We start from the raw sequence: 20856 nt of genomic DNA, 5'->3' as shown, positions 1-20856 counted from the left end.
ATCTTGATTGATCAGTGAGGTAATATAAAAGCAATTAAAAATAGCGTAAGAAAATAATCAAAACACAGCTCTAGGCCATATTTTGGACACACTTATACTGCAATTAGATCGTTATTGGTGGTCGATAAAGAGAGGTTTGGATAGGTTTGCTAATATTAAAAATACGAGCACTAATTTTTTCCAAAGAGTAATTTAGTGAGACGGAGATAAAGCTGTGCTGGCCAAATACTACAGAACTACAACTTGCCATCGTGCACGCACAATTTTGCTCACAACAATCATCAGCGCTTTGCTCTAGCTGATGATTCATATTAGCCATATCGTGGCTCATATTAGACATGTCATGATTCATATGGTCCATATCATGACTCATATTAGACATATCATGATCCATATTCGACATTGAACTTTGATCCATTTTACACTCAACAGCAGTTGGCATCGCCTGACTTAAAAAAGCCACGAATGTCAAAATCAGTGTAAAAAATTTCAATATGTTCATTAATCCTGTTACCTATTTGATCGTCTGATGATCAAATGCTTGGTCAAAAATTTCTTTATGAATCAGTGTGAAGTATAAATCACAATAAATATTTAGCACAACTATAAAATCAAATAGTTGCCATCACCTATTACCAAAACAATGCGTCGCCTTAATATATGATTTTAGCTATGAACCCTATTTCTACCAGCTTTCTTGGCCTTATACAGTGCTTGGTCGGCACACTTAATGGTTTGTTCGAAGTCTTGTTTTGCTTGTTTCTCTGCTGCGCCGATAGACACAGTAACACTGACTTTTTTGCTTACAACTTTTTGCTTAGCACGGGCATTTTTTGATTGTCGCTTTGCCTGTCTGATGACAATTTTATAATTGGCAATTAGTTTTCTAATGCGTTCAAGCTCAGACATGACTTGCTCACTGTTTTTTCGATTGAAAACAAGGGTAAATTCTTCGCCGCCATAACGAAATGCTTTTCCAGATTTTCGAACCTGCCCTATTTTACTCGCCACGAGTTTTAACACTTGATCACCTACATCATGGCCGTAGGTATCGTTAAACTTTTTAAAGTGGTCAATATCGAGCATTGCTACCGTGTACTTACCAGATAACGTTGTTGAGTATTGATTTAATGCTCTTCTTGATGGCAAAGACGTAAGTTCATCTCGGTAGGCAAGAAAATAAGACTCGATAATGACTAAAACCAAATAAAATGCCAGCAGTATAATCAACAAAATATTGAGTGGCATGGCAATTAATTTGAAATGCATTAACGCCCACGCGATCAAACTCATAAATATTGCAGATTGGGCAACAGAGGGCTTTCTGATGCTTTGATAAATGACTAATACCAAAGTGACAACGAGCGCCAATTCAACAGACAGCTGCGAGACATAGTGCTCACCCGCATAAACATAACCAAAGCTCGCTACTTGGCTTAAAGAAAATAAGGTTAACTGTATTAAGCCTGGGATGGTTGCTATGCCGCGTTCTTTAATAAATGATAACAACAATAAAGCAAACAATACGCCGACATATAATTGCTCATTGGAACTGCTAATGCCATTTAGTTGGAACAAATATACCGCTAGCAATAACAAAGTTAAAAACGATATTCGGCTTTGTTTGAAATACCAAGAAAATAAAAAACTTATAACGAATAGGCTATATAATACTGCGGATAAATTAGTTACATGGGTTTGCCAACTGGTTTGGAAGTGTAACGTAGCAAAATAAGCGGACGTCAAAAAAAGAAAACTAAACAATAAGTTTTTAGCTCCCTTAATCACATCACTCATGCTTTCTCCGCGTCATTTTTTATTATTTAACAACATTCTAACAAGCAACACAGAAAAGTACATTAGTTAAGCTGCTAACATGTTGATTGACATGTTAAATAGCAGAATGTACGAGTGCGACGTCATTGACCAGTAGGTTTAATCTTTCTTATAGGCCGCCCAAGGGTCTACAGGCTTATTCGTTGATTGTTGGCTGGAGTTGGAGCGACTTTTATTATTTGGTCTGCGACTGTTTGAACTGCGAGAATTAGAATGAACAGAACTCGCTGATTTTTTAGATTTAAAACCCTTAGCCTGAAATTCTTGCGCTTTCTTTTGCTGTATTTCACGCTTGGCTAGTAATTCTTCTACTGTTAGTACTAGCGGCTCTCTTGGCTCTAAACCAGATGAAAACCCACGTTCGCGCGGCGCAAGCTCATATTGTGCATCACTAGGCCTTGGCATACGTTTATATTCGTACAAATATAAGTTTTCTAGTTTTTCTTGAGCCCATTTGTTTTTACGAAGAAACTTTAAACTTGCTTCGATACTTGGTCTATTTTTAAAACAATTGATATTCGTTGCAGCTTCTAAAATTACCCAACCATAATGATCGACTAACTCATTTAATAACGATTCAACTTTTAGGCCATGCAAAGGGTTGTTTTGTTGTTCTTCAATTGTGCTCATAAAATTCCAAATAGTTGACTGAACAATGATGTGGTTAGCTGTTTCTATGCGAAAGCTTTCGACATTATACATCACCATCGCATTTAACAATATAAGATAGCAAAGCAAATATTAAAGTTTAACAATTGATAAATCCAATCACAGCCCCGTCTGAATAATTTACTGTATATATCATCAGTAATTTGTTATAACCTATTTTGTTCATAGTATTGCGAGTAATTAATTGAAACTCTATATTGCCGAAAAGCCAAGTTTAGGTCGTGCCATTGCCGACGCACTACCAAAACCTCATAAAAAGCATCAAGGTTATATCGAAGTTGCCAATGGCGATGTCGTAAGTTGGTGTATTGGCCATATTCTAGAGCAGCAAAATCCTGAAGACTATGATGTCGAATTTAAAAAATGGCGCATGGAACACTTACCGATAGTGCCAGAGCAATGGCAATTAAAACCTAAAAGTCAAACCCGCTCACAATTAACCGTGTTAAGAAAACTGGTTAAACAATGTGATGAAATCGTCCATGCCGGCGATCCGGATCGTGAAGGTCAGTTATTGGTCGATGAAGTAATTGATTTTCTCAAGGTTGGTAAAGGCAAAAAGCAACAAATTAAACGATTGTTGATTAGCGATCTTAATATTGCTGCCGTTAAGCGCGCTCTAAATTCGTTAAAACCTAATTCAGACTTTATCCCTCTTTCTGTTTCAGCCTTGGCACGAGCGCGTGCTGATTGGCTTTATGGCATCAATTTAACTCGTGCATATACCATTCAAGGACAAAAAGCTGGGTATCAAGGGGTATTATCAGTTGGTCGAGTGCAGACTCCATTGTTAGGACTAGTGGTAAATCGAGATATAGAAATTGATAACTTTGTCAGCAAACCGTTTTATCAGGTATTGGCAAATTTAGTTGATGAAAACGGCGCTAGCTTTAAAGCAAAATGGCAACCAAGTGAGGCATGCAAGCCTTATATGGATGATGAAGGCAGAGTGTTAAACAGAGCATTGGCAGAGAATGTCGTATCTCGAATTCATAACCAACCAGCTGCCGTTCAATCAATTAAGCACACCGATAAACAGCAAAATGCACCTTTACCTTATAATTTATCGGCCTTGCAAATAGATGCAGCAAAACGTTTCTCGATGAATGCTAAGCTTGTCTTAGATGTATGTCAGGCATTGTATGAAAAGCATAAACTTATTACCTACCCTCGCTCTGACTGTCGTTACTTGCCAAATGATCATTTCGCTCAGGCGAAAGTCATTGTTGGTCAGTTGTCACAAGGTGATAAAACATACAGCCAATGGGCAAAAAACGCCGATACCAGCCTAAAATCGAAAGCATTTAACAACAGTAAAGTGTCAGCTCATCATGCCATTGTGCCAACTGAGAAAAGTGCGTTGAAGATCAATTTGAATACCTTCGAGCAAAACATTTACCAACTCATTGTTCGTCAATATTTAGCACAATTTTATGCTGCTTATAAATATCAACAAAGTCATGTTGAAGTAAAAATTGCATCTGGATTATTTACCGCAAAGGCAACGACTCCTTTGCAAATTGGTTGGAAAAGTTTATTTGAGAATAAAAAAGCTCATCCAAATACTCATACAAATGCTCATACAAATGCTAAGCCCGATTCTGACGAGTTTAGTCAGCAACATTTACCGCCTCTAGTTAACGACCAAAAATTACAGTGTATTGAAGGCGAATTACTCGCCAAAGAAACTCAGCCACCGCAGAGTTTCAGCGATGCGACTTTACTTGCTGCAATGACTAATATTGCACGATTTGTCGATGATGGTGATATTAAAAAAATACTCAAAGATACCGATGGTTTAGGTACAGAAGCCACCCGAGCTGGCATTATTGAACTTTTATTTAAACGTGGATTCCTGGTTCGACAAGGAAAGCAGATAAAATCGACCGAGATAGGACGTTCGTTAATTATCGCTCTGCCTGCAATGGCTACAAAACCAGATATGACAGCGCAATGGGAATCGAGTTTAAATAGTATTAGTGAACAGCAGCTAAATTATCAAAGCTTTATGCGACCTCTAACTACTACCATTGCGCAAATGATTGATAATGCAAGAGCTCAGCCTCTGACTAATTTGCCAAAGAGCACAGTAAAACCAGGATACAAAAAGCGTAAATTTCGTAAAAAATACAACACTAAAAAAGCAAGTGCTTAGTCGTGATTTTCTTAACTTACGATTGCGTAAAAAAACGCTCAATAATCCATAAATAGGTGATCCCACCTAAGTACACTCCAACAATGCCCATAATGCCTGACAGCACAGGTGGCGCTGGAATTGGAAGTTTTAGAAATGAAAAGAATATACCGACTGCAAAACCAGCAATTAACGCTAAAATGACTTCTTGCATAATTTACCCCAAACTTTAACTGAATGATTAATCCTGATTTGATTATAGAATTAAATTCAGTATCAGGAGTAAATTTAGTTACTCGGTATTTTGCTCAGGATTGCTTTCTGCGGTATTACTTTGATTTTCTGGCGTAGAATTTTCAGTTTCCGCTGCAGCTAACTTCGCCCGCTCAGCTTTGGAAATATACTTAGGTTTGTTAGATTTGTGCATTTTAGCATTTTTCTTTTTGATCTGAGCTTTAAGTGTTTGTTTTACTTTCTTTTTACGATTCATATGCTGTCTATTATTGGTGTTAAATCACCGTCATTTAATTAGTTAAAAGCGATTAAGTAGGTTAAGATGTTATTCTTGTTTATTATAACTGATGATACTATTTGTGATTAAAGAGTTGTACTCTCTTCAGTGATAATTTGGCTTCAATAACAATTTAGCTTACCTTTCACTGACAAGTTGCTAATACCGTTAATCATAGTTTAGGATTTCCTATGTCGTTAGAAAAAGCCCCGGATCATATAAAACTTGCCGTCGATATTATTCAGCTGCTAGAAGAAAACGATATTGATGCCGATACTGCTTTAAAGGCACTCGCGATTGTTGTTGATGACTTTCAACATAAAAATGACAAACAATAAGCTATAATGAAAAGATAATAAAAAACGTCAATCGAATAATAATACTATATGACTATGATTTACCGCGCGACTAAACAATCAATTGAACGCAAAGCTTTAGCGAAACTGCGCTCAATATTTATTGCCCTTTCAGCAATCTGCTTATCTATACAAATCGCGAGCGCTGAAGAAACACTAGTATACAAATATTCGGAAAATGGTGTACCGAGTTTTTCTGATGTGCAACCGCGAAACGTTAAATACAAAATTGTCCAAGTTGGTTGCTATGCTTGTAATGTCGGTTCAATGGTTAACTGGTATAAAACGCCTCTGAATAAAGAGTCTTTTAAAGAAAACATTATCCAACATGCGTTTTTGAACAATGTAGACCCAGCTTTGATTCGAGCGGTTATTCATGCAGAATCACACTTTGATCCTAGCGCAATATCTAAAGTTGGTGCCCAAGGGTTAATGCAACTAATGCCGGCAACAGCAAAAGAACTAGGCGTTAAAAATGCACTCGATGCCAATGATAATATTTTTGGCGGCGTTAAACATTTAGCGAAATTGAACAGAAAATATAGAGGCAATATCGATCTTATTGCTGCAGCGTACAATGCTGGAGAAGGCGCGGTTAAAAAGTATGGAGGCATTCCTCCTTACGCTGAAACATTAGTCTATGTTGAACGTGTTAAAATTTTGCATTATCGCTACAAGAATGAGCATTAGACATTACAAGTAAATACGGTTGAACTTTTGCGAATAAATACAATCGAACCCAGCTACTATATAAATGAATCGTCATTTAAATTAAGTGTAATCATTTAACAATTTGTCGATGTGTGATCTCTTAAGAGGAGCAATTATGATTAAAAAAATATTGCCATTAATTCCTATCGTATTGGTATTAAATGCTTGTTCAACGTCAACCGATAATCCGCCCGAGAAAGTCGACATTCGCCAAGGTGAAGAAGTAAATCAAATTTGTTTTACTCGAGAACTTGATAATTGGGATACCATTGAAGACGACAATAAAGCGTTGATTGTTAAAGACCGCAATGATGTCGAATACAAGTTAGATTTGGTAGGAACGTGCGACCTTAGAAATGCGACTTTTGCGATTGGAACGGTTGCTAAAGGTCCACGCAACTGTTTAGGCAAAGGGGATAAAGTTATTACCGACATAGACACTGCAATTCCAGCTAACTGTACGGTTATGGCAATCTATCTCTGGCACCCAGAAAAACTGGAAGTGCTAACAGAAAACGCTACGACAGAAGCTGAAAAATAGCAGCGAATAATTTAATCAAGACAAATTCATTAATCCTTGTTAGCATTCAATGTTAATTAATATTAAAAATAATAATAAAATATAACTCAGGAAATTTTTATGGGTGCTCCTCGCGAACATTTTAGTTCTAAATTAGGCTTTATCCTTGCTGCAGCAGGTTCTGCTGTTGGTATTGGTAATATTGTAGGTTTTCCAGTTAACGCAGCGAAAAACGGCGGTGGTGCATTCTTATTGATGTACGCCATTTTTGTATTTGCGATTTGTTTGCCAGTCATGATGGCTGAAATGTCCGTTGGCCGTAAAACAGCAAAAAATCCAGTTGGCGCTTATGGAGCGTTAGCAGGACAAAATTCAAAATGGCGTTTAGCCGGACTGTTAAGCATCATCACACCATTTATGATTGCGGTATTTTATACGGTGCTAACTATTTGGATATTTATATACCTTGTGATGACAGTTGCTGGCCAACTTGACTACTTGGCTAGTGCCGATGGCTTTAGTGAAATAATTAACAGCCCATGGTTATTTGCTTCTATGGTAGCGGTAGGCGGTGTTGTCGCATTTATCCTTAAAGCGGGTGTTAAGCAAGGTATCGAACGTGCAGCAAAAATCATGATGCCAGCACTATTTGTCATGTTGATTTTATTGGTGATCTTTGTTCTTACATTGGACAACGCGATGGCAGGATTACAATTTTATCTAGTACCAGATTTAGATAAAATAACGCCAAGTGTTATTAGTGGAGCGCTGTCTCAAGCGTTTTTCTCACTGTCACTTGGTATGGGTATTTTAATTACTTACGGCTCTTACATTTCAAATAAAACAGACATTGAAGAGTCAGCTAAACTAGTTGCAATTACCGATACTTCGGTAGCATTTATTGCCGGCCTAATGATTTTGCCTGCAATATTCTCATTCAACCCAGAAGTAAATACTGAAGAGTTAAGTGACAGCTCTGTATCAATGATTTTTGTCTTCCTTCCTAAGATTTTCTTAGCATTGCAAGCATCGGTAGGATACTTCTTAGCAAGTGCCATCGCATCAGTATTTTTCTTATTAGTATTTTTTGCGGCAATTACTTCTTTAGTATCAATTATCGAAGTACCAGTGTCTTACTTAATCGATGAAAAAGGTCACGATCGCAAAAAAGCTTTGGCCACGATATTTATCTGGGGCGGCTTGCTTGCAGTGTTATCAACGTTATCTTTCGGTATGGTTGATTGGTTAACGTCATTAACAAGCTATGGCAGCGGCACTAAGTCTCTTTTCGATGTCATTTACGATATGTTCTACGACACCATATTACCACTGAACGGTTTATTGATTTGTTTATTTGTCAGTTTCCGCTGGAAGAAGCACAACTTAAATGCCGAGCTTAGTGAAGGTAACCCGAGCTATGGAAAATCATTCCTAGCTAAGTACGTTGATTTCTCGTTAGGAACATTTATTCCATTTATTCTTGCGGCAATATTTATTAATACTGTCGCCAAAATTTACTTTGGTTACGATGTATTTAGCTAAATAATCAATAACTGAATTAGCGATTAAACAGCCCGATTAATTTCGGGCTTTTTGTTTTTAGCTTATTTCAAAGGGTGACACTAGTAGCTAAACTGTTTTAGCCATATAATCTGTTCATTCTATTCCCTACTGTTATTTTTATGATTGAACATATAAACATCGAGCAATACCAGCCGAACGACTTAATTCAAGCACGCCGCTTATTCCATGGTCGTGGCCACGCCTATCCAGGTTTAGAGCATGTTTGTGTCGACTGGCTGCCACCAGTGGCTTTAATCACTTTATACAAAGAAGAAAGTAGCGAATGGCTAGAGCATCAGGCCTCGCAATTATTAACGATACTGCCCGAATGTAAAAGTGTGAAGGTGCAATTTCGTTGCCGTGAAAAAGCGCCTTATCAATTATTAGCGGGTGCGGATATCTGCGATATTATTGCCGACGAGCATGGATTAAAGTATCAAATTCAGCTTGGTCAAGCGCAAAACAATGGTATCTTTTTAGATATGCGAAATGGTCGTCAGTGGGTATTGGAAAATAGTGATAATAAGTCAGTGCTGAACCTATTTGCTTATACTTGTGCTTTTTCTGTCGCAGCTATTGCTGGCAATGCTAATAAAGTCGTGAACGTCGATATTAGCAAATCACCACTAGCCAAAGGCCGTGACAACCATCGTTTAAATAAACATGATTTAAGTCGAGTGAAATTTGAAGGTGTCGATATATTCAAATCTTATTCAAGACTAAAAAAACACGGTCCTTATGACTTGTTGATTGCCGATCCCCCATCATTTCAAAAAGGTAGCGTTGATATTAAACGTGACTATCCAAAAATCATCAGACGTTTACCGCAATTAATGAATAACAATGGCCTAGTTATGCTGTGCTTAAATTCACCGGATCTAAACGAGCAATTTATCTTTGATATGGTAGACACTGAATGTCCGAGCTGTGAATTTATCGAGCGCATAACACCGCCTAAGGTATATCAAGAAGCAATGCCGGGCAAAGGTTTAAAGGTTTTGGTATTTAAATTTCAAAGCCAATAAGCACACGTACTTAACCACTCGCACTTAAACACACGCATCTGAATCTCATACTATTGCGGTTGCCATACTCTCATAAACGTGGCAAACCGCGGTATCCCATTCGCGGTTTTGCCATAAAATCGATAGGTGATAAATGAACCTATGGCTGGCGGTGATTGGCGCTGTGAATCGGTAAAACCAGATCCAATTTTAAAACGTTTACCATCACTACTTTCTACCAATATAGAACCCATAACGTTTTGATATTTACCTTTACCAGGAAAATGCTCAATGACTTTAGCTTCTGCATCCTGAAAAGGCTTTAGCTTTAACAAACTGTGGTTACGGCCCTGGGTATAGAGCGCTGATTTTTTATGTAACATTACGCCCTCTCCGCCCAATGTAAGTACCTGATCTAGATATTCTATGAGTTCGGTATGGTTGACCATTTGCTTTTGTTCAATCACTTGTAGATAGCGAGATTGACTCTGCTCTACGAGTTTCTTCATTTTGCTAACACGGTCGCTAAAGACACTTGGCTGAAACGGTAAATCAAAGAGTTGATAGGTTATCTCTCGCCATCGTTCGTCAGCCTTTTGCGATCGAACAACACTCAATGTTTGCTCAAATTTACCTCTCCCTATCCACAATTCACCATCTAAAGGAATCTTAGGAAAGTCACGGGTAAACCATACTGGCGTATGAATAAGCCTACCCGTTCGAGTGCGCATTTCTGAGCCTGTCCAATAACCACGGATGCCATCGAGCTTTTCACTTACTAAATAAAGTGACACATCGATGTCTTTAATTTGCTGCTGCGAATAGGCGTTGGCATGCTGCAGTTTTACCATATCATTTGGCCTGGAATAAGGATTTTCTATTCCCATTGCATAAGCCGCAGGTAGAAAAGATATGGCGAGTATAAATGCTAAATATAGCGGGGTATTTATGTTCATATTATCGTCCTTGATAAATAAGTTATTAACTTCAACTAAAGTTAATTTCGTCGTTAACAGTAGATATTATTTCGACATGCTATTTCGACATACTAAGTTTAGCTAAAATTTCAAAATGCGCTAAGATCAGTATTAGCAAACGCTAAATAAACAAATTTAATAACCAATACTAAGATCAAGGATGATTTTATGACCACAAGCCTACTCACGTTTTTATTCATACTCAATATCTCAGCTTCGAGTTATCAACTTGCAGATTGCAAAATACTCTACAATCAATTTAAACAACAGCAAAACAAACTGCGGCTAGGTTACAGCGCTAAGCAAGAGCAGCGTCTAAAACAAAAAGAGCGCAAAGCTAGAGATCTCTGGTGGCGTTGCACCAAAAGAAAGTTAACGGCGAAAGAAATAAAGGCACTACTCAAGGTTAAATCGACTAAATAGTTGGTTAAAACACACAAATTTCATATTCTTAGGTTAGAGAAGAACCATAACCCTTTGTATATATTATGATTATTAGTTGGCACCCGAATTGCTTAACTATGTTACGAATATCATTCATAAAAAGAGCAAAGAAACTATGGGAGCTCAAATGGAAAATGTTAAAAACAAAGCAATTGCACTACTTGGCGCGGTGTTATTATTTATTGGAGTGTTATTTATTATTTTGCCAGGTCCTGCAATTTTATTTATTCCTTTAGGGCTTGTGCTACTCAGTTTTGAGTACCCAATCGCAAAACAATGGCTTAAAAAATATCAACGCTATTCTCGAAAAACAGCAGTACAAATGGACAACATGGTAAGAAAAGTTAGACGCTACTAACCATTCCAGGACGAGACACAATTAAAAACAAAAAAGCCAGTTTGAAAACTGGCTTTATAGTTCTTACTGGCGTTGTTAAAGCTAATTATTAACTTTTATTTATTAGCTAAATAAGCGTCTTTTAAACTGAAAAAGTTTTCTTGTAACGCTGCCATAGTGTCATCGCAATATTCGCGTAAACCACTCAATACCATGTACTTAATACCGTGACCAACAACTTCACCTTCGCTGATAAAGTCGAATACAAGCTTTGCTTTACCGCGCTTACCATCGACATTTAATGCAGTTTCTTGCTCATTCAACTGCAATGAAACTTCCTTTATATCTAATCTATCCAACGAAATTTCCATCTTCTCATACATCACCATAGGGCGAGCAGGATTAATCATTACGTTGTTCTTTTTCATTAACGGGTCAAGAATATGTGGGAATGTATGACCAGAAAATTCAACATAAGATTGAATTAAAGATTCAAGTAAAGTTGCACAGCGAGTGTGATCACCTGAAACATTAAAATTTAAATATTCTTTATCATTGTCATCAACAATGCTGTTTTCTAAACCTGCAGTTTCAGGAATGTTAAGTGCTACGCTATCCGTTACCATACCAGAAAAATTAAATGTCATTTTTTGGCATAAACCAGTTTTAGATACTGCTATAGCAAATAACAAGTCACCTGGAACACAAAAGCGCTTGGCATCAATATCATGGATAGGATTAAAGTCATCAGCAACGTTTTTTGCAAAATCACTTGCCTGTTGACGTGTAAAGCTAACCTTTTGATTTTTTTCACTATAAAATTGATCAATAAACATTATTTTTTACTTCCTAGTAATGTCGAAATTTAACCCGCGTAGTTTACCAGTCTATTTTATTAAAATCGAAACAATAGTAACTAATCAGACCAGATTAGCCATACTATTTTTTTACTTAGTGGCAGTTGATTTGATCAAAGCAAGCTTTTGCTTACGGGTAAGTTTTTTGATTTCGCATTCACGTTTACTTGCCATAGAGCGTGAATCGCAAGATTCACTATAGGTTAATACCACTGGCAGTCGATTTCGGGTGTACTTTGCTGATTTCGGTCCACCGCCATTATGCTCATCCATACGGCGCTCTATATCAGTAGTAATCCCAGTATATAATGAATCATCTTTACAGCGGACAACATAAACAAACCAACATTTAGTCATTTATTATTCTTCTCTATGTAGGTAGTATCTATGCAAGAATTTAATTTATTGCCAAGCAACAATCACGTTGAAGCAATAACTTTCCTTATTTTTAATATGGATTTAGTTCTAAAGAAACACAAATGGAACTCAGATGATAGTTATATCAAATCAATTAGCGATAGACGAGCAGGAAATTGAACTCCACGCTATTCGCTCGCAAGGTGCGGGCGGACAAAACGTCAATAAAGTTGCAACCGCTATTCATTTGCGCTTCGATGTGAAAGCGTCCTCGATTAATGACGATTATAAACAAAAAATTTTAGATTTGAAGGACTCACGCATCAGTAAAGATGGTGTGATCATTATTAAATCGCAATCGTTTAGAACACAAGAGAAAAATCGCACTGCGGCAATAGAGCGTTTAATAGAAATGCTGACGCCTGTCACTAAGATTGTTAAAACAAGACGTCCAACAAAGCCAACAAAGTCCTCACAGCGAAAACGCATGGACAGTAAAAATAAACGTGGGCAATTAAAGTCAACTCGCGGTAGAGTAAAAATATAAAATCAATATGTAGTACTCAAACAAAAGCGATAAGCAACTGCGATTACTAACTACATTAACCAACAAAAGCATTAACTAGAAAAGACCATTATGACAAATCAAATTACCGGCCACATTCGCAAAATGACCGCGCAACTCATCGACGGCCAAGTACAATATCAACTGCCTCTTTCAGAGCACTCTTTACCGCTTAATGATTTAATAGGAAAGCCGCTAACGTTAACTTTTACCGGCAATATTAATTGCTCACATTGTGGCGCAAAGACTAAAAAGAGTTACTCACAAGGCCATTGCTACCCTTGTATGATGCGGCTTGCAAGTTGTGATATGTGCATAATGAAACCTGAAACTTGTCATTTTGATCAAGGCACCTGTCGTGAACCTGAGTGGGGCGAGGCAAATTGCTTTGTGCCACATTACGTCTATTTAGCCAATACGACAGCCGTGAAAGTGGGTATAACACGCCATACGCAAATCCCAACCCGCTGGATTGACCAAGGTGCTAACCAAGCGTTGAAAATATTCAAAGTAAGCACTCGCTTACAAAGTGGCTTAGTTGAAACCGCGTTAGCAGAATTTATTTCAGATAAAACCAATTGGCGAAATATGCTCAAGGGCAAAGCTGAACCAATTGATTTAAAAGCAAAAGCGGCAGAATTGATTCCTCAAATAGAAGAGCGTCTAGCAGAGATAAAGCTTAAATTTGGTGAAGATGCGGTTGAGCGATTAGATGAAGAAGTCGTTGAAATTGATTTTCCTGTATTGGAATATCCAACGAAAATAAGCTCGTTGTCTTTTGATAAAAATAAAAAAGAATTGGAACAAGAAAAGCTCAATGGTGACACTGGCCATAAAGTGGTTTCAGGCACATTGATTGGCATTAAAGGCCAGTACCTTTATTTTGATACTGGTGTGATTAACATGCGTAAATTTAGTTCTTATGAAATCACAGCAAGTTTTTAGTCAACTTGAATAGTGAGTAATTAGATGAATGGTAAAAGGGAACTAATATAAACTACAGTTCCTTTTTTTGTTAAATCAACTACACCATTTTTAACTGCTCGTTTACCAAACTCAAAACATACGTTAGCGCCGATTAGGGTAATTTTTTAACAAAAAACAGCAATTATAGTTTCACCCCCTTGGTGAACAGGTTATATTAACTAACAAAGCTATGCGGTTTCTCGCAAATAAAAACAATATCGATAACGGAATAGTTATGTTTAGAAGTCCCCTAATTCCATCTCTCGCGTCAATTTTATTACTCTCTGCTTGTGGCGGCGGTGGAGGTGGCGGCGGTAATGACGACACTCAGCCTACGTCTTACACATTAAATATTTCATCAATGATTGAAAATTCATGTGGCCAAACAGCACCTTATAATGATGTCGAATTAGTTTTGCAAGACCAAGATTGGAACGTTTTAAGTACTCATACTGCAAATAGTGAAGGACTTATCAGCGTTACCACAGAGCTAAAGCAGGTCAATTATACCCTTGTCTCATCGTACAAAGGTGACAATGGCATTGAATCCTATGAAGCCGTATCTTATTTTCAAGCGAATACGAGTACTCCAGTAACTTACTATGCAACTCACTCAGACAAGGTAGACAATTCAACTTGTGAATGTGTTACTCAGGACTTAGTTTTAAACCACGTTAAACTCGAAAATATTGATAATGCCGTAAGTTCTACCGATTTTGAATCTTACGAGTCAAACGAAAATGGACTATCAACGACATTTAGCGCTGTGGAGTCGTGCCGAGTCAAAGGTGAAGATTGGCAAGACCATTCCTTTGCGGTAAGTAATTCTGAAGAAGGCTATTTAGGATTTCACCAAAGTTTTGAGAGTACTGACTCTATGACCTGGGAAGTCTATGTGGATGGTAGCGGCACGTCAGTTAGAATTGAAGACCAAAATTTTGAAATTGAAAGCTCGCAGATATTCAATGGTATACGCCATTTTTCAAAAACCATCGCTATAGACTCTGATCAGACAATAGTATTTGATAGTCATAAATACGATGGCGATACGGTCTACAGTACTTCAGCAATACGGGCGTTTAAAGATGAATCATCACCATTTGGCTCAGTTACCTTAAATAGCCAAGATTTTCGCTATAGCGCTAATTACAATACAGCGTTTGATGCTTACCCTAGCAAAGATGACGAAAATATTGACTATGTGACTTGGGCAGAAATCGACGCCTCAGGAAGCTATGATTATTCTAAAGTCAATAATCATAAAATGGCGATTATTCGCTACGTTTATGATGCTAAAAATCCTGATACCGATATAGATATGCCAGTAATGTGGACTGCCTTTGGCCCAATAGAAGGTCAACTGCCAATGAATACTGAACTCCCTATGTTGGCTAATATAATTGAGTCGGATACTAAAATTGACGAAACTAAAGTGACTCTTTTACGCCACTATTCTTTTGACAATTATCAAGAGTACATCAACTACTACGCTGAGTTAGGAAACCTGTCGGTTACTCAGCAATTAGATAAAAAAGAAGATCGTATTCATGTCTACAACATCGAGTTAGTTAAATAGTTCGACAGAACAAACAGTAAATTTTGACAACTAGTTGTGACAATAAGTTTTGCAATAAAAAAGGGCGCTAATTCAATTAGCGCCCTTTTTATTTATTGATGTTTTGTGTTCTATTTTGTCGTTAAGGATTGAAGAATGAAAACGCTGTTTCAAAGGCGTTTTGTTGAAATTGCTTTAAGCCTGTATCTCTAAAATCAATACTTACCGGCGCTTTCTTTAATCGTTCTTTTATTAGGTTAGGACGGATCATCTCAACGTTTAAATCTTCGATTAATTGGATGGCTGCTTCAATCTTGAACCCTTGTGAGCCGCCTGCAAACTTACCTTTGGTTGCTCGCTCTTTTATCACTACGGTATCAATATTGTAGTCTTCTAAAAACTTTTTAAAGGTAAACTGAAATTTGCGAATATGTTCAGCGTCGGTGCCCTTTTGCAAAGCAATTTTCGGTACACGTGCTTGCGGAAGATCATATAAATTATTTTCCAATGCCATTATACAAAGTACAGCTTCGTCTGACTTGATTTCTACACCACAAACTCTCATTTTTACTCCAAATACAATTCGATACAATTGAGGCTACGATCCTCTGTAAGGATTCATTATAATCTAAAATAACATTTTGTTTTAATGAAATTTATTTGCCAGCATCTATACTTCTTGGCAAGCTATAGTCAAATACGATTAAAACCCACAAATATTAAGGTTTTCTATGAAAAAGCATTTATTAGCCCTCGCCATTGCCTCTATTCTTATAGGTTGTCAGGATGCCAAAAAAAATGAGCAGCCAACTACATCGCCAGAACAAGAACAAAAACAAGTGGAAGTTGAAAGTCCAGATGTCCAACAACCTGAATCTATAGAGAAAAAGCAAGACGAAAAAGAGCCCGTAGTAAAAAGCAAAATAGATCCCGTAGAAAACCAAAAATTTGAACAATTTGCAGCTCAGTTAATTGAAGAATTTTGGCAGAAGAATCCTGGATATGCGGTTTACATGGGATACTATAAATATGACGATCAACTACCAATCCCTACAGAAGAAAATGTTGCCAAAGAATTAGTTTTTGTCAAAGGTAAATTAGCGGAATTAAATAACTTTGATGTCGAAAAATTAACACCGTCAAACGCTAGCGATTACTATATTTTAGAAAATACCATGCAGTCGCAAATTTTTACCACAGAAGAGTATAAATCATATCAATGGAACCCTGCGACATACAATATTGCCGGTGTTTTTGGTGTGATATTAAACACCGACTACAAACCAATGGATGAACGCCTACGAAGTATTTTCAGACGAATGGAGAATGTTCCTGCATATTATGAAGCGGCAATAGCAAACATTGGAACACCTACTCTAGCTCACACCGAATTAGCAATCCTGCAAAATAAAGGCGCAGTTGGGTTATTCAATGAAACAATGCATACAGCGATGCAAGAGTCTACCTTAACAGAGCAAGAGAAAGTTGAGTTTAATTTTCGATTGGCAAAAACTACGAGCGCAATCAACGGTTATATTAAGTGGCTTGAAGACAAACTTGCTGAAATCAAAGAGAAAGGCACAGCAAGAGATTTTCGTATCGGCGAAGAAATGTATGAGACCAAGTTTAAACTCGATATCTTTTCTAGTTTAAGCGCGAAAGAGTTGTTCCAAAAGGCATTAGACGATAAAGATCGTGTTCACAGCGAAATGATCAAAATTGCTGATAAGTTATGGCCGAAATATTTCCCTGAAACAGCGAAGCCAAAGGATGATTTAGTGGCGATTAAACAGCTAATAGATCACATTTCAGTAAAACATGTTGAACGCGAAAAATTTGTCGAAAGTATCAAAGCACAAATTCCTGAACTGGAAAAATTCGTTATCGATAATAATTTGTTAGAAATGGATCCAGACAAGCCGTTAGTTGTTCGCGAAACCCCGGTATACCAGCGCGGATTTGCAGGTGCATCAATCAATGCTCCAGGTCCATATGATGCAGAAGCAAACACCTACTACAACGTCACCCCGTTAGATAACTTTAATGCTGAGCAAGCTGAAAGTTACTTACGTGAATACAATCACTGGCTATTACAGATTCTTAATATCCATGAAGCTGTACCTGGCCATTACACTCAATTGGTTCATTCAAACAAGTCAAAATCTTTGGTTAAATCAATCTTTGGTAATGGCGCAATGATTGAAGGATGGGCTGTTTATACTGAACGTATGATGCTTGAAGAAGGTTATGGTGATTTCGAGCCAGAGCTTTGGTTGATGTATTATAAATGGAATTTGCGCGTGATCATGAACTCTATTATTGATTATTCTATTCAAGTGAAAGGCATTGGCGAAGAGGAAGCTCTTGACCTAATGATGAACCAAGCGTTTCAAGAAGAAGCAGAAGCGCGAGGAAAGTGGCGTCGAGCTACCTTGTCACAAGTTCAGTTGACGAGTTATTTCACTGGCTATTCTGAAATTTATCAATTACGCGAAGACATGAAAATAAAGCTTGGTGATAAATTCAATCTTACCGACTTCCACAATCAGTTTTTAAGTTATGGTAGTGCACCTGTACCAATTATTCGAAAATTAATGCTCAATGAATAGTCAATAATTATTCGAGATTAAAAAGGAGCATGGCTTATACCCTGCTCCTTTTATTTTTACTTTTTTTCATTAAATGTTAACGGTTTCATAAATTTAGGGGTAAAATTAACGCATTGATTGTTTTATAGAGATTTATTGGTGAAACCAGATTCGTTTACGCAAAAGCGTCACTTTATTATCACTCTTGGAAAGCTTCTCCATAAATTTGGAGCGACAGCTTATCGCCTTGAAAATCATTTAAAAAATGTGTCAAAGTTTCTCGATGTGCCAGCGTCTTTTGTCATTACTCCAACCTCTCTTACATTTGTACTTTACAATAATGTAGATCAACAAGAGCATAATTTTATTGTCAGAGTTCGTCCGGGGGATATCGATTTAGGTGCGTTATCACGCACCAACGAATTAGTCGATGAGCTCGCAGAAGGACAGCGTACTTTAAGCGAAGCAATTGAACGCCTTCAGGAAATTCCAAATAAACCACCACAGTATTCGCGTTTTGTTACATTAATAGGTTTCGGTGCTTCTGGTGGAGCCTTTGCTTTATTGATGCAAACATCGTGGGCTGAGGCGTTATGGGCTACGGTACTAGCATCGATGATATATATTCTTGTTCTGTGGGCGGAGCGCTCTAAAAGTGTAGCCAATAGTTTAGAGCCTATGTGTTCAATACTGGCTGCTATTTGTGCTAGCGCTTTAACTTTATTGGATCCAACGATAAATGCCCCTATGGTGATTCTGTCTTCGATAATTATTTTTATACCTGGTTTATCTTTAACAACAGGTTTAAGCGAACTTGCAGAACGAAACTTAATGTCGGGCACGGCGAAAATCATGGATGCAACCATGACCATGTTTAAATTGTATTTTGGTGCCGTGTTAGGTTTAGCATTTGGTAGTTTGATGTGGGGTACAGTCGACAAGGTTGATGCAATACCGGTGCCATTTTGGACAACATGGTTAGCCGTTTTAATTCTTTCTTTATCATTGGTTATTGTTTTTAAAGCAAGACCAAGACATGCGTTTTGGGGCATGTTATGTGGCTTTATTGGCTATGGTGCGAGTGTCTGGGCAGCGTCATATGTAGGTTTTGCTTTAGGTGCATTTGTAGGTGCATTTGCTATTGGTATATATTCAAATTTATTCGCTCGCTTTTTAAAAGCACCCGCTACTGTGGTTTTACTGCAAGGGTTAGTTGTTTTAGTTCCTGGGTCGAAAGTATACATTGGACTGAACTCGATGGTGACAGGATCGCAAATTATCAGTGCTGATCAGATTGGCTCACAAACCTTTCTGATCTTTATGTCTTTGGTTGCTGGGCTTATATTTGCCAATGTTGCAGTTCAACCCCGTAGTTCACTATAAAATCCTGCTCGAAAAGATTTTATGTGCATATTATTTATCGCGATTGACCGTCACCCAGAATTTCCTCTGATTGTAGTCGCCAATCGCGATGAGTTTCATCCGAGGCTAACGAAAAGTGCTCATTTTTGGCCACAGCCAAACTCAATACTGGCAGGTCTCGATTTACAGGCAGGTGGAACCTGGCTTGGTCTCAATCAAGACGGCGAATTCTCAGCGCTAACGAATATCAGAAGTGGCTTAAATCAAAATCCCGACGCCAAGTCTCGAGGCGAATTAGTGCCCTTTGCTCTTGCTAAGAATTCGAACCTAGATCATGATTGGTTAACCTTGCATGGTGATAATTACAATCCCTTTAATTTGATCTTTCAAAAACAAAACTCGTTGTTTTGTTACAACAGCATAGATAGGACGTCTACCAAACTTAGCCCTGGTTTTCATGCCATATGTAATGGCTCATTGGATGATGTTTGGCCGAAGATGGCAAAAGGTGAACAAGCGTTAGAAAAGCTGATAAGTCAAAATAAGACAATAGATATAGCGCGGTTATTCTCAATAATGCAAGACCGCACCGCTGCGCCTGACGAGCTTTTGCCTAACACAGGTATCGGCATTGAGTGGGAGCGCAAGCTCTCCAGTATTTTTATTCAATCAAAAGACTATGGCACACGCTCAACATCCGTTATGCTAAAACATAACAATGGTGACATTGATTTTTATGAACAAAGTTATACTAATGACGGCGCGATTTTTAACGAAAAAAGCTTTGAATTGACGCAGAAAGGATAATTAAAAAATGAAAAAAGTTTGTTTGGTAACAGGTGGCTCATCGGGTATTGGCCTTGCTATTGTGCAAAGTTTTTTAACAGAGGGTTATGAGGTTTTCAACCTCGATTTACAACCTAGTGCTCATGGTCACTTTATTGAGTGTAATATGACACAAACCAGTCAAGTTGCAGATGCCATTAAAGCGATTATTCAACAAACTGGCCAGATAGACGTTCTCATTTGCAATGCAGGAATCCATTGCAGTGCAAATATAGTCGATACTAGTGAAACATTATTTGATAACGTATTTGCGGTTAATGTTAAAGGCGCGTTTGCGGCGACTAAAGCTGTCATACCAGCGATGCAAAATCAAAAAGCTGGCAGTATAATCTATATCGCCTCTGATCAATCCGTTATCGCTAAAACAAATTCATTTGCCTACAATATATCAAAACATGCATTAGCATCGATGGCCAAAACCACTGCATTAGATTTTGCCAAAGATAATATCCGAGCAAATGCGATCTGCCCTGGCACGATAGAGACCCCGCTCTACCATAACGCGATCGATAAATATTGCCGAGACTCAGGCCGAGATAAAGCAGAAGTTAACCGTGAAGAGGCTGCGTTGCAACCAATTAATCGATTAGGTCAGCCAGACGAAGTAGCTGCCTTTGCGTTATTTTTAGCCAGCGACGAAGCAAGCTTTATCACGGGTAGTTTGCAAATGATTGATGGCGGTTACACTGCAGGATAAA

24 protein-coding genes are annotated in these 20856 nt (G+C 37.8%); 15 read left to right on the top strand and 9 right to left on the bottom strand.

Going from position 1 to position 20856, the window contains the following annotated elements; all coding sequences use genetic code 11:
- Positions 1 to 103: 103 nt before the first annotated feature.
- From LT090_RS16805 to LT090_RS03140, 3 genes are all read right to left on the bottom strand, one after another.
- Positions 104 to 442 carry a hypothetical protein gene (locus tag LT090_RS16805; protein ID WP_157726585.1) on the bottom strand — a complete coding sequence of 113 codons (339 nt, stop codon included), beginning with the start codon at positions 440 to 442 and terminating at the stop codon, positions 104 to 106.
- A 224-nt stretch (positions 443 to 666) separates the two neighbouring features.
- Positions 667 to 1797 carry a GGDEF domain-containing protein gene (locus LT090_RS03145; protein ID WP_082897035.1) on the bottom strand — a complete coding sequence of 377 codons (1131 nt, stop codon included), beginning with the start codon at positions 1795 to 1797 and terminating at the stop codon, positions 667 to 669.
- 138 nt (positions 1798 to 1935) lie between these two features.
- Entirely contained in the window at positions 1936 to 2466 is a 531-nt protein-coding gene (locus tag LT090_RS03140; RefSeq protein WP_068545034.1) for a VF530 family protein, read from the bottom strand.
- A 223-nt stretch (positions 2467 to 2689) separates the two neighbouring features.
- On the opposite strand from LT090_RS03140, the gene LT090_RS03135 reads away from it, so the two are divergent.
- Positions 2690 to 4660, top strand: a complete 1971-nt coding sequence (locus LT090_RS03135; protein ID WP_068544740.1) for a DNA topoisomerase III — start codon at positions 2690 to 2692, stop codon at positions 4658 to 4660.
- Positions 4661 to 4676: 16 nt separating this feature from the next.
- Here LT090_RS03135 and LT090_RS03130 read toward each other — a convergent pair whose 3' ends face one another.
- Together LT090_RS03130 and LT090_RS03125 are read right to left on the bottom strand one after the other, a co-directional pair.
- A complete protein-coding gene (locus LT090_RS03130) occupies positions 4677 to 4853 on the bottom strand; it encodes a XapX domain-containing protein (protein WP_068544742.1) in 177 nt (58 codons plus the stop codon).
- Positions 4854 to 4931: 78 nt separating this feature from the next.
- A complete protein-coding gene (locus LT090_RS03125) occupies positions 4932 to 5129 on the bottom strand; it encodes a DUF2986 domain-containing protein (RefSeq protein WP_068544744.1) in 198 nt (65 codons plus the stop codon).
- A 212-nt stretch (positions 5130 to 5341) separates the two neighbouring features.
- Here LT090_RS03125 and LT090_RS03120 point away from each other — a divergent pair, with 212 nt between their 5' ends.
- From LT090_RS03120 to LT090_RS03100, 5 genes are all read left to right on the top strand, one after another.
- Entirely contained in the window at positions 5342 to 5488 is a 147-nt protein-coding gene (locus tag LT090_RS03120; RefSeq protein ID WP_068544745.1) for a DUF2496 domain-containing protein, read from the top strand.
- Positions 5489 to 5536: 48 nt separating this feature from the next.
- Positions 5537 to 6196 (top strand): lytic transglycosylase domain-containing protein, encoded by a 660-nt coding sequence (locus LT090_RS03115; RefSeq protein WP_068544747.1) that lies wholly within the window; start codon positions 5537 to 5539, stop codon positions 6194 to 6196.
- A 136-nt stretch (positions 6197 to 6332) separates the two neighbouring features.
- Complete coding sequence (locus tag LT090_RS03110; RefSeq protein ID WP_068544749.1) at positions 6333 to 6758, top strand: DUF6491 family protein; 426 nt, start codon at positions 6333 to 6335, stop codon at positions 6756 to 6758.
- A gap of 99 nt (positions 6759 to 6857) precedes the next feature.
- A complete protein-coding gene (locus LT090_RS03105; protein WP_068544751.1) occupies positions 6858 to 8279 on the top strand; it encodes a sodium-dependent transporter in 1422 nt (473 codons plus the stop codon).
- A gap of 140 nt (positions 8280 to 8419) precedes the next feature.
- Positions 8420 to 9325, top strand: a complete 906-nt coding sequence (locus tag LT090_RS03100; RefSeq protein WP_068544753.1) for a class I SAM-dependent methyltransferase — start codon at positions 8420 to 8422, stop codon at positions 9323 to 9325.
- 50 nt (positions 9326 to 9375) lie between these two features.
- Here the strand turns inward: LT090_RS03100 and LT090_RS03095 are convergent, their stop codons facing one another.
- Positions 9376 to 10260: a DNA ligase gene (locus LT090_RS03095; protein WP_068544755.1), complete on the bottom strand. Its 885-nt coding sequence runs from the start codon at positions 10258 to 10260 to the stop codon at positions 9376 to 9378.
- Between the two features lie 189 nt (positions 10261 to 10449).
- Between LT090_RS03095 and LT090_RS03090 the strand changes: the two genes are divergently transcribed.
- Positions 10450 to 10704 (top strand): hypothetical protein, encoded by a 255-nt coding sequence (locus LT090_RS03090; RefSeq protein WP_068544757.1) that lies wholly within the window; start codon positions 10450 to 10452, stop codon positions 10702 to 10704.
- A 148-nt stretch (positions 10705 to 10852) separates the two neighbouring features.
- Positions 10853 to 11083: a PGPGW domain-containing protein gene (locus LT090_RS03085; protein WP_068545035.1), complete on the top strand. Its 231-nt coding sequence runs from the start codon at positions 10853 to 10855 to the stop codon at positions 11081 to 11083.
- 95 nt (positions 11084 to 11178) lie between these two features.
- Here LT090_RS03085 and LT090_RS03080 read toward each other — a convergent pair whose 3' ends face one another.
- Both LT090_RS03080 and LT090_RS03075 read right to left on the bottom strand, forming a co-directional pair.
- Positions 11179 to 11898: a DUF3581 family protein gene (locus tag LT090_RS03080; RefSeq protein ID WP_068544759.1), complete on the bottom strand. Its 720-nt coding sequence runs from the start codon at positions 11896 to 11898 to the stop codon at positions 11179 to 11181.
- A gap of 111 nt (positions 11899 to 12009) precedes the next feature.
- On the bottom strand, positions 12010 to 12276 hold the full coding sequence (locus tag LT090_RS03075; protein ID WP_068544761.1) for a GIY-YIG nuclease family protein: 267 nt from the start codon (positions 12274 to 12276) through the stop codon (positions 12010 to 12012).
- Between the two features lie 133 nt (positions 12277 to 12409).
- Here LT090_RS03075 and arfB point away from each other — a divergent pair, with 133 nt between their 5' ends.
- From arfB to LT090_RS03060, 3 genes are all read left to right on the top strand, one after another.
- Positions 12410 to 12823: an alternative ribosome rescue aminoacyl-tRNA hydrolase ArfB gene (gene arfB / locus LT090_RS03070; protein WP_068544764.1), complete on the top strand. Its 414-nt coding sequence runs from the start codon at positions 12410 to 12412 to the stop codon at positions 12821 to 12823.
- Positions 12824 to 12925: 102 nt separating this feature from the next.
- Complete coding sequence (locus LT090_RS03065; protein WP_193408725.1) at positions 12926 to 13786, top strand: DUF2797 domain-containing protein; 861 nt, start codon at positions 12926 to 12928, stop codon at positions 13784 to 13786.
- Between the two features lie 256 nt (positions 13787 to 14042).
- Entirely contained in the window at positions 14043 to 15383 is a 1341-nt protein-coding gene (locus tag LT090_RS03060) for a hypothetical protein (RefSeq protein ID WP_068544768.1), read from the top strand.
- Between the two features lie 121 nt (positions 15384 to 15504).
- On the opposite strand, the gene LT090_RS03055 is transcribed toward LT090_RS03060, so the two are convergent.
- Positions 15505 to 15927: a DUF3010 family protein gene (locus LT090_RS03055; RefSeq protein WP_068544769.1), complete on the bottom strand. Its 423-nt coding sequence runs from the start codon at positions 15925 to 15927 to the stop codon at positions 15505 to 15507.
- Between the two features lie 166 nt (positions 15928 to 16093).
- On the opposite strand from LT090_RS03055, the gene LT090_RS03050 reads away from it, so the two are divergent.
- The 4 genes from LT090_RS03050 (at position 16094) to LT090_RS03035 (ending at position 20855) form a co-directional block, all read left to right on the top strand.
- Positions 16094 to 17971, top strand: a complete 1878-nt coding sequence (locus tag LT090_RS03050; RefSeq protein WP_068544772.1) for a DUF885 domain-containing protein — start codon at positions 16094 to 16096, stop codon at positions 17969 to 17971.
- Positions 17972 to 18109: 138 nt separating this feature from the next.
- On the top strand, positions 18110 to 19333 hold the full coding sequence (locus LT090_RS03045) for a threonine/serine exporter family protein (protein WP_068544775.1): 1224 nt from the start codon (positions 18110 to 18112) through the stop codon (positions 19331 to 19333).
- Between the two features lie 21 nt (positions 19334 to 19354).
- The gene (locus LT090_RS03040) at positions 19355 to 20119 is read left to right on the top strand and encodes an NRDE family protein (RefSeq protein WP_068544776.1); all 765 of its coding nucleotides are present in this window, start codon (positions 19355 to 19357) and stop codon (positions 20117 to 20119) included.
- A gap of 7 nt (positions 20120 to 20126) precedes the next feature.
- Positions 20127 to 20855: an SDR family NAD(P)-dependent oxidoreductase gene (locus tag LT090_RS03035; RefSeq protein ID WP_068544778.1), complete on the top strand. Its 729-nt coding sequence runs from the start codon at positions 20127 to 20129 to the stop codon at positions 20853 to 20855.
- Position 20856: the final 1 nt, after the last annotated feature.

The sequence above is a fragment of the Thalassotalea crassostreae genome, assembly GCF_001831495.1.
Lineage (GTDB): Bacteria > Pseudomonadota > Gammaproteobacteria > Enterobacterales > Alteromonadaceae > Thalassotalea_A > Thalassotalea_A crassostreae.
This window is presented reverse-complemented; position numbering and strand designations above follow the sequence as displayed.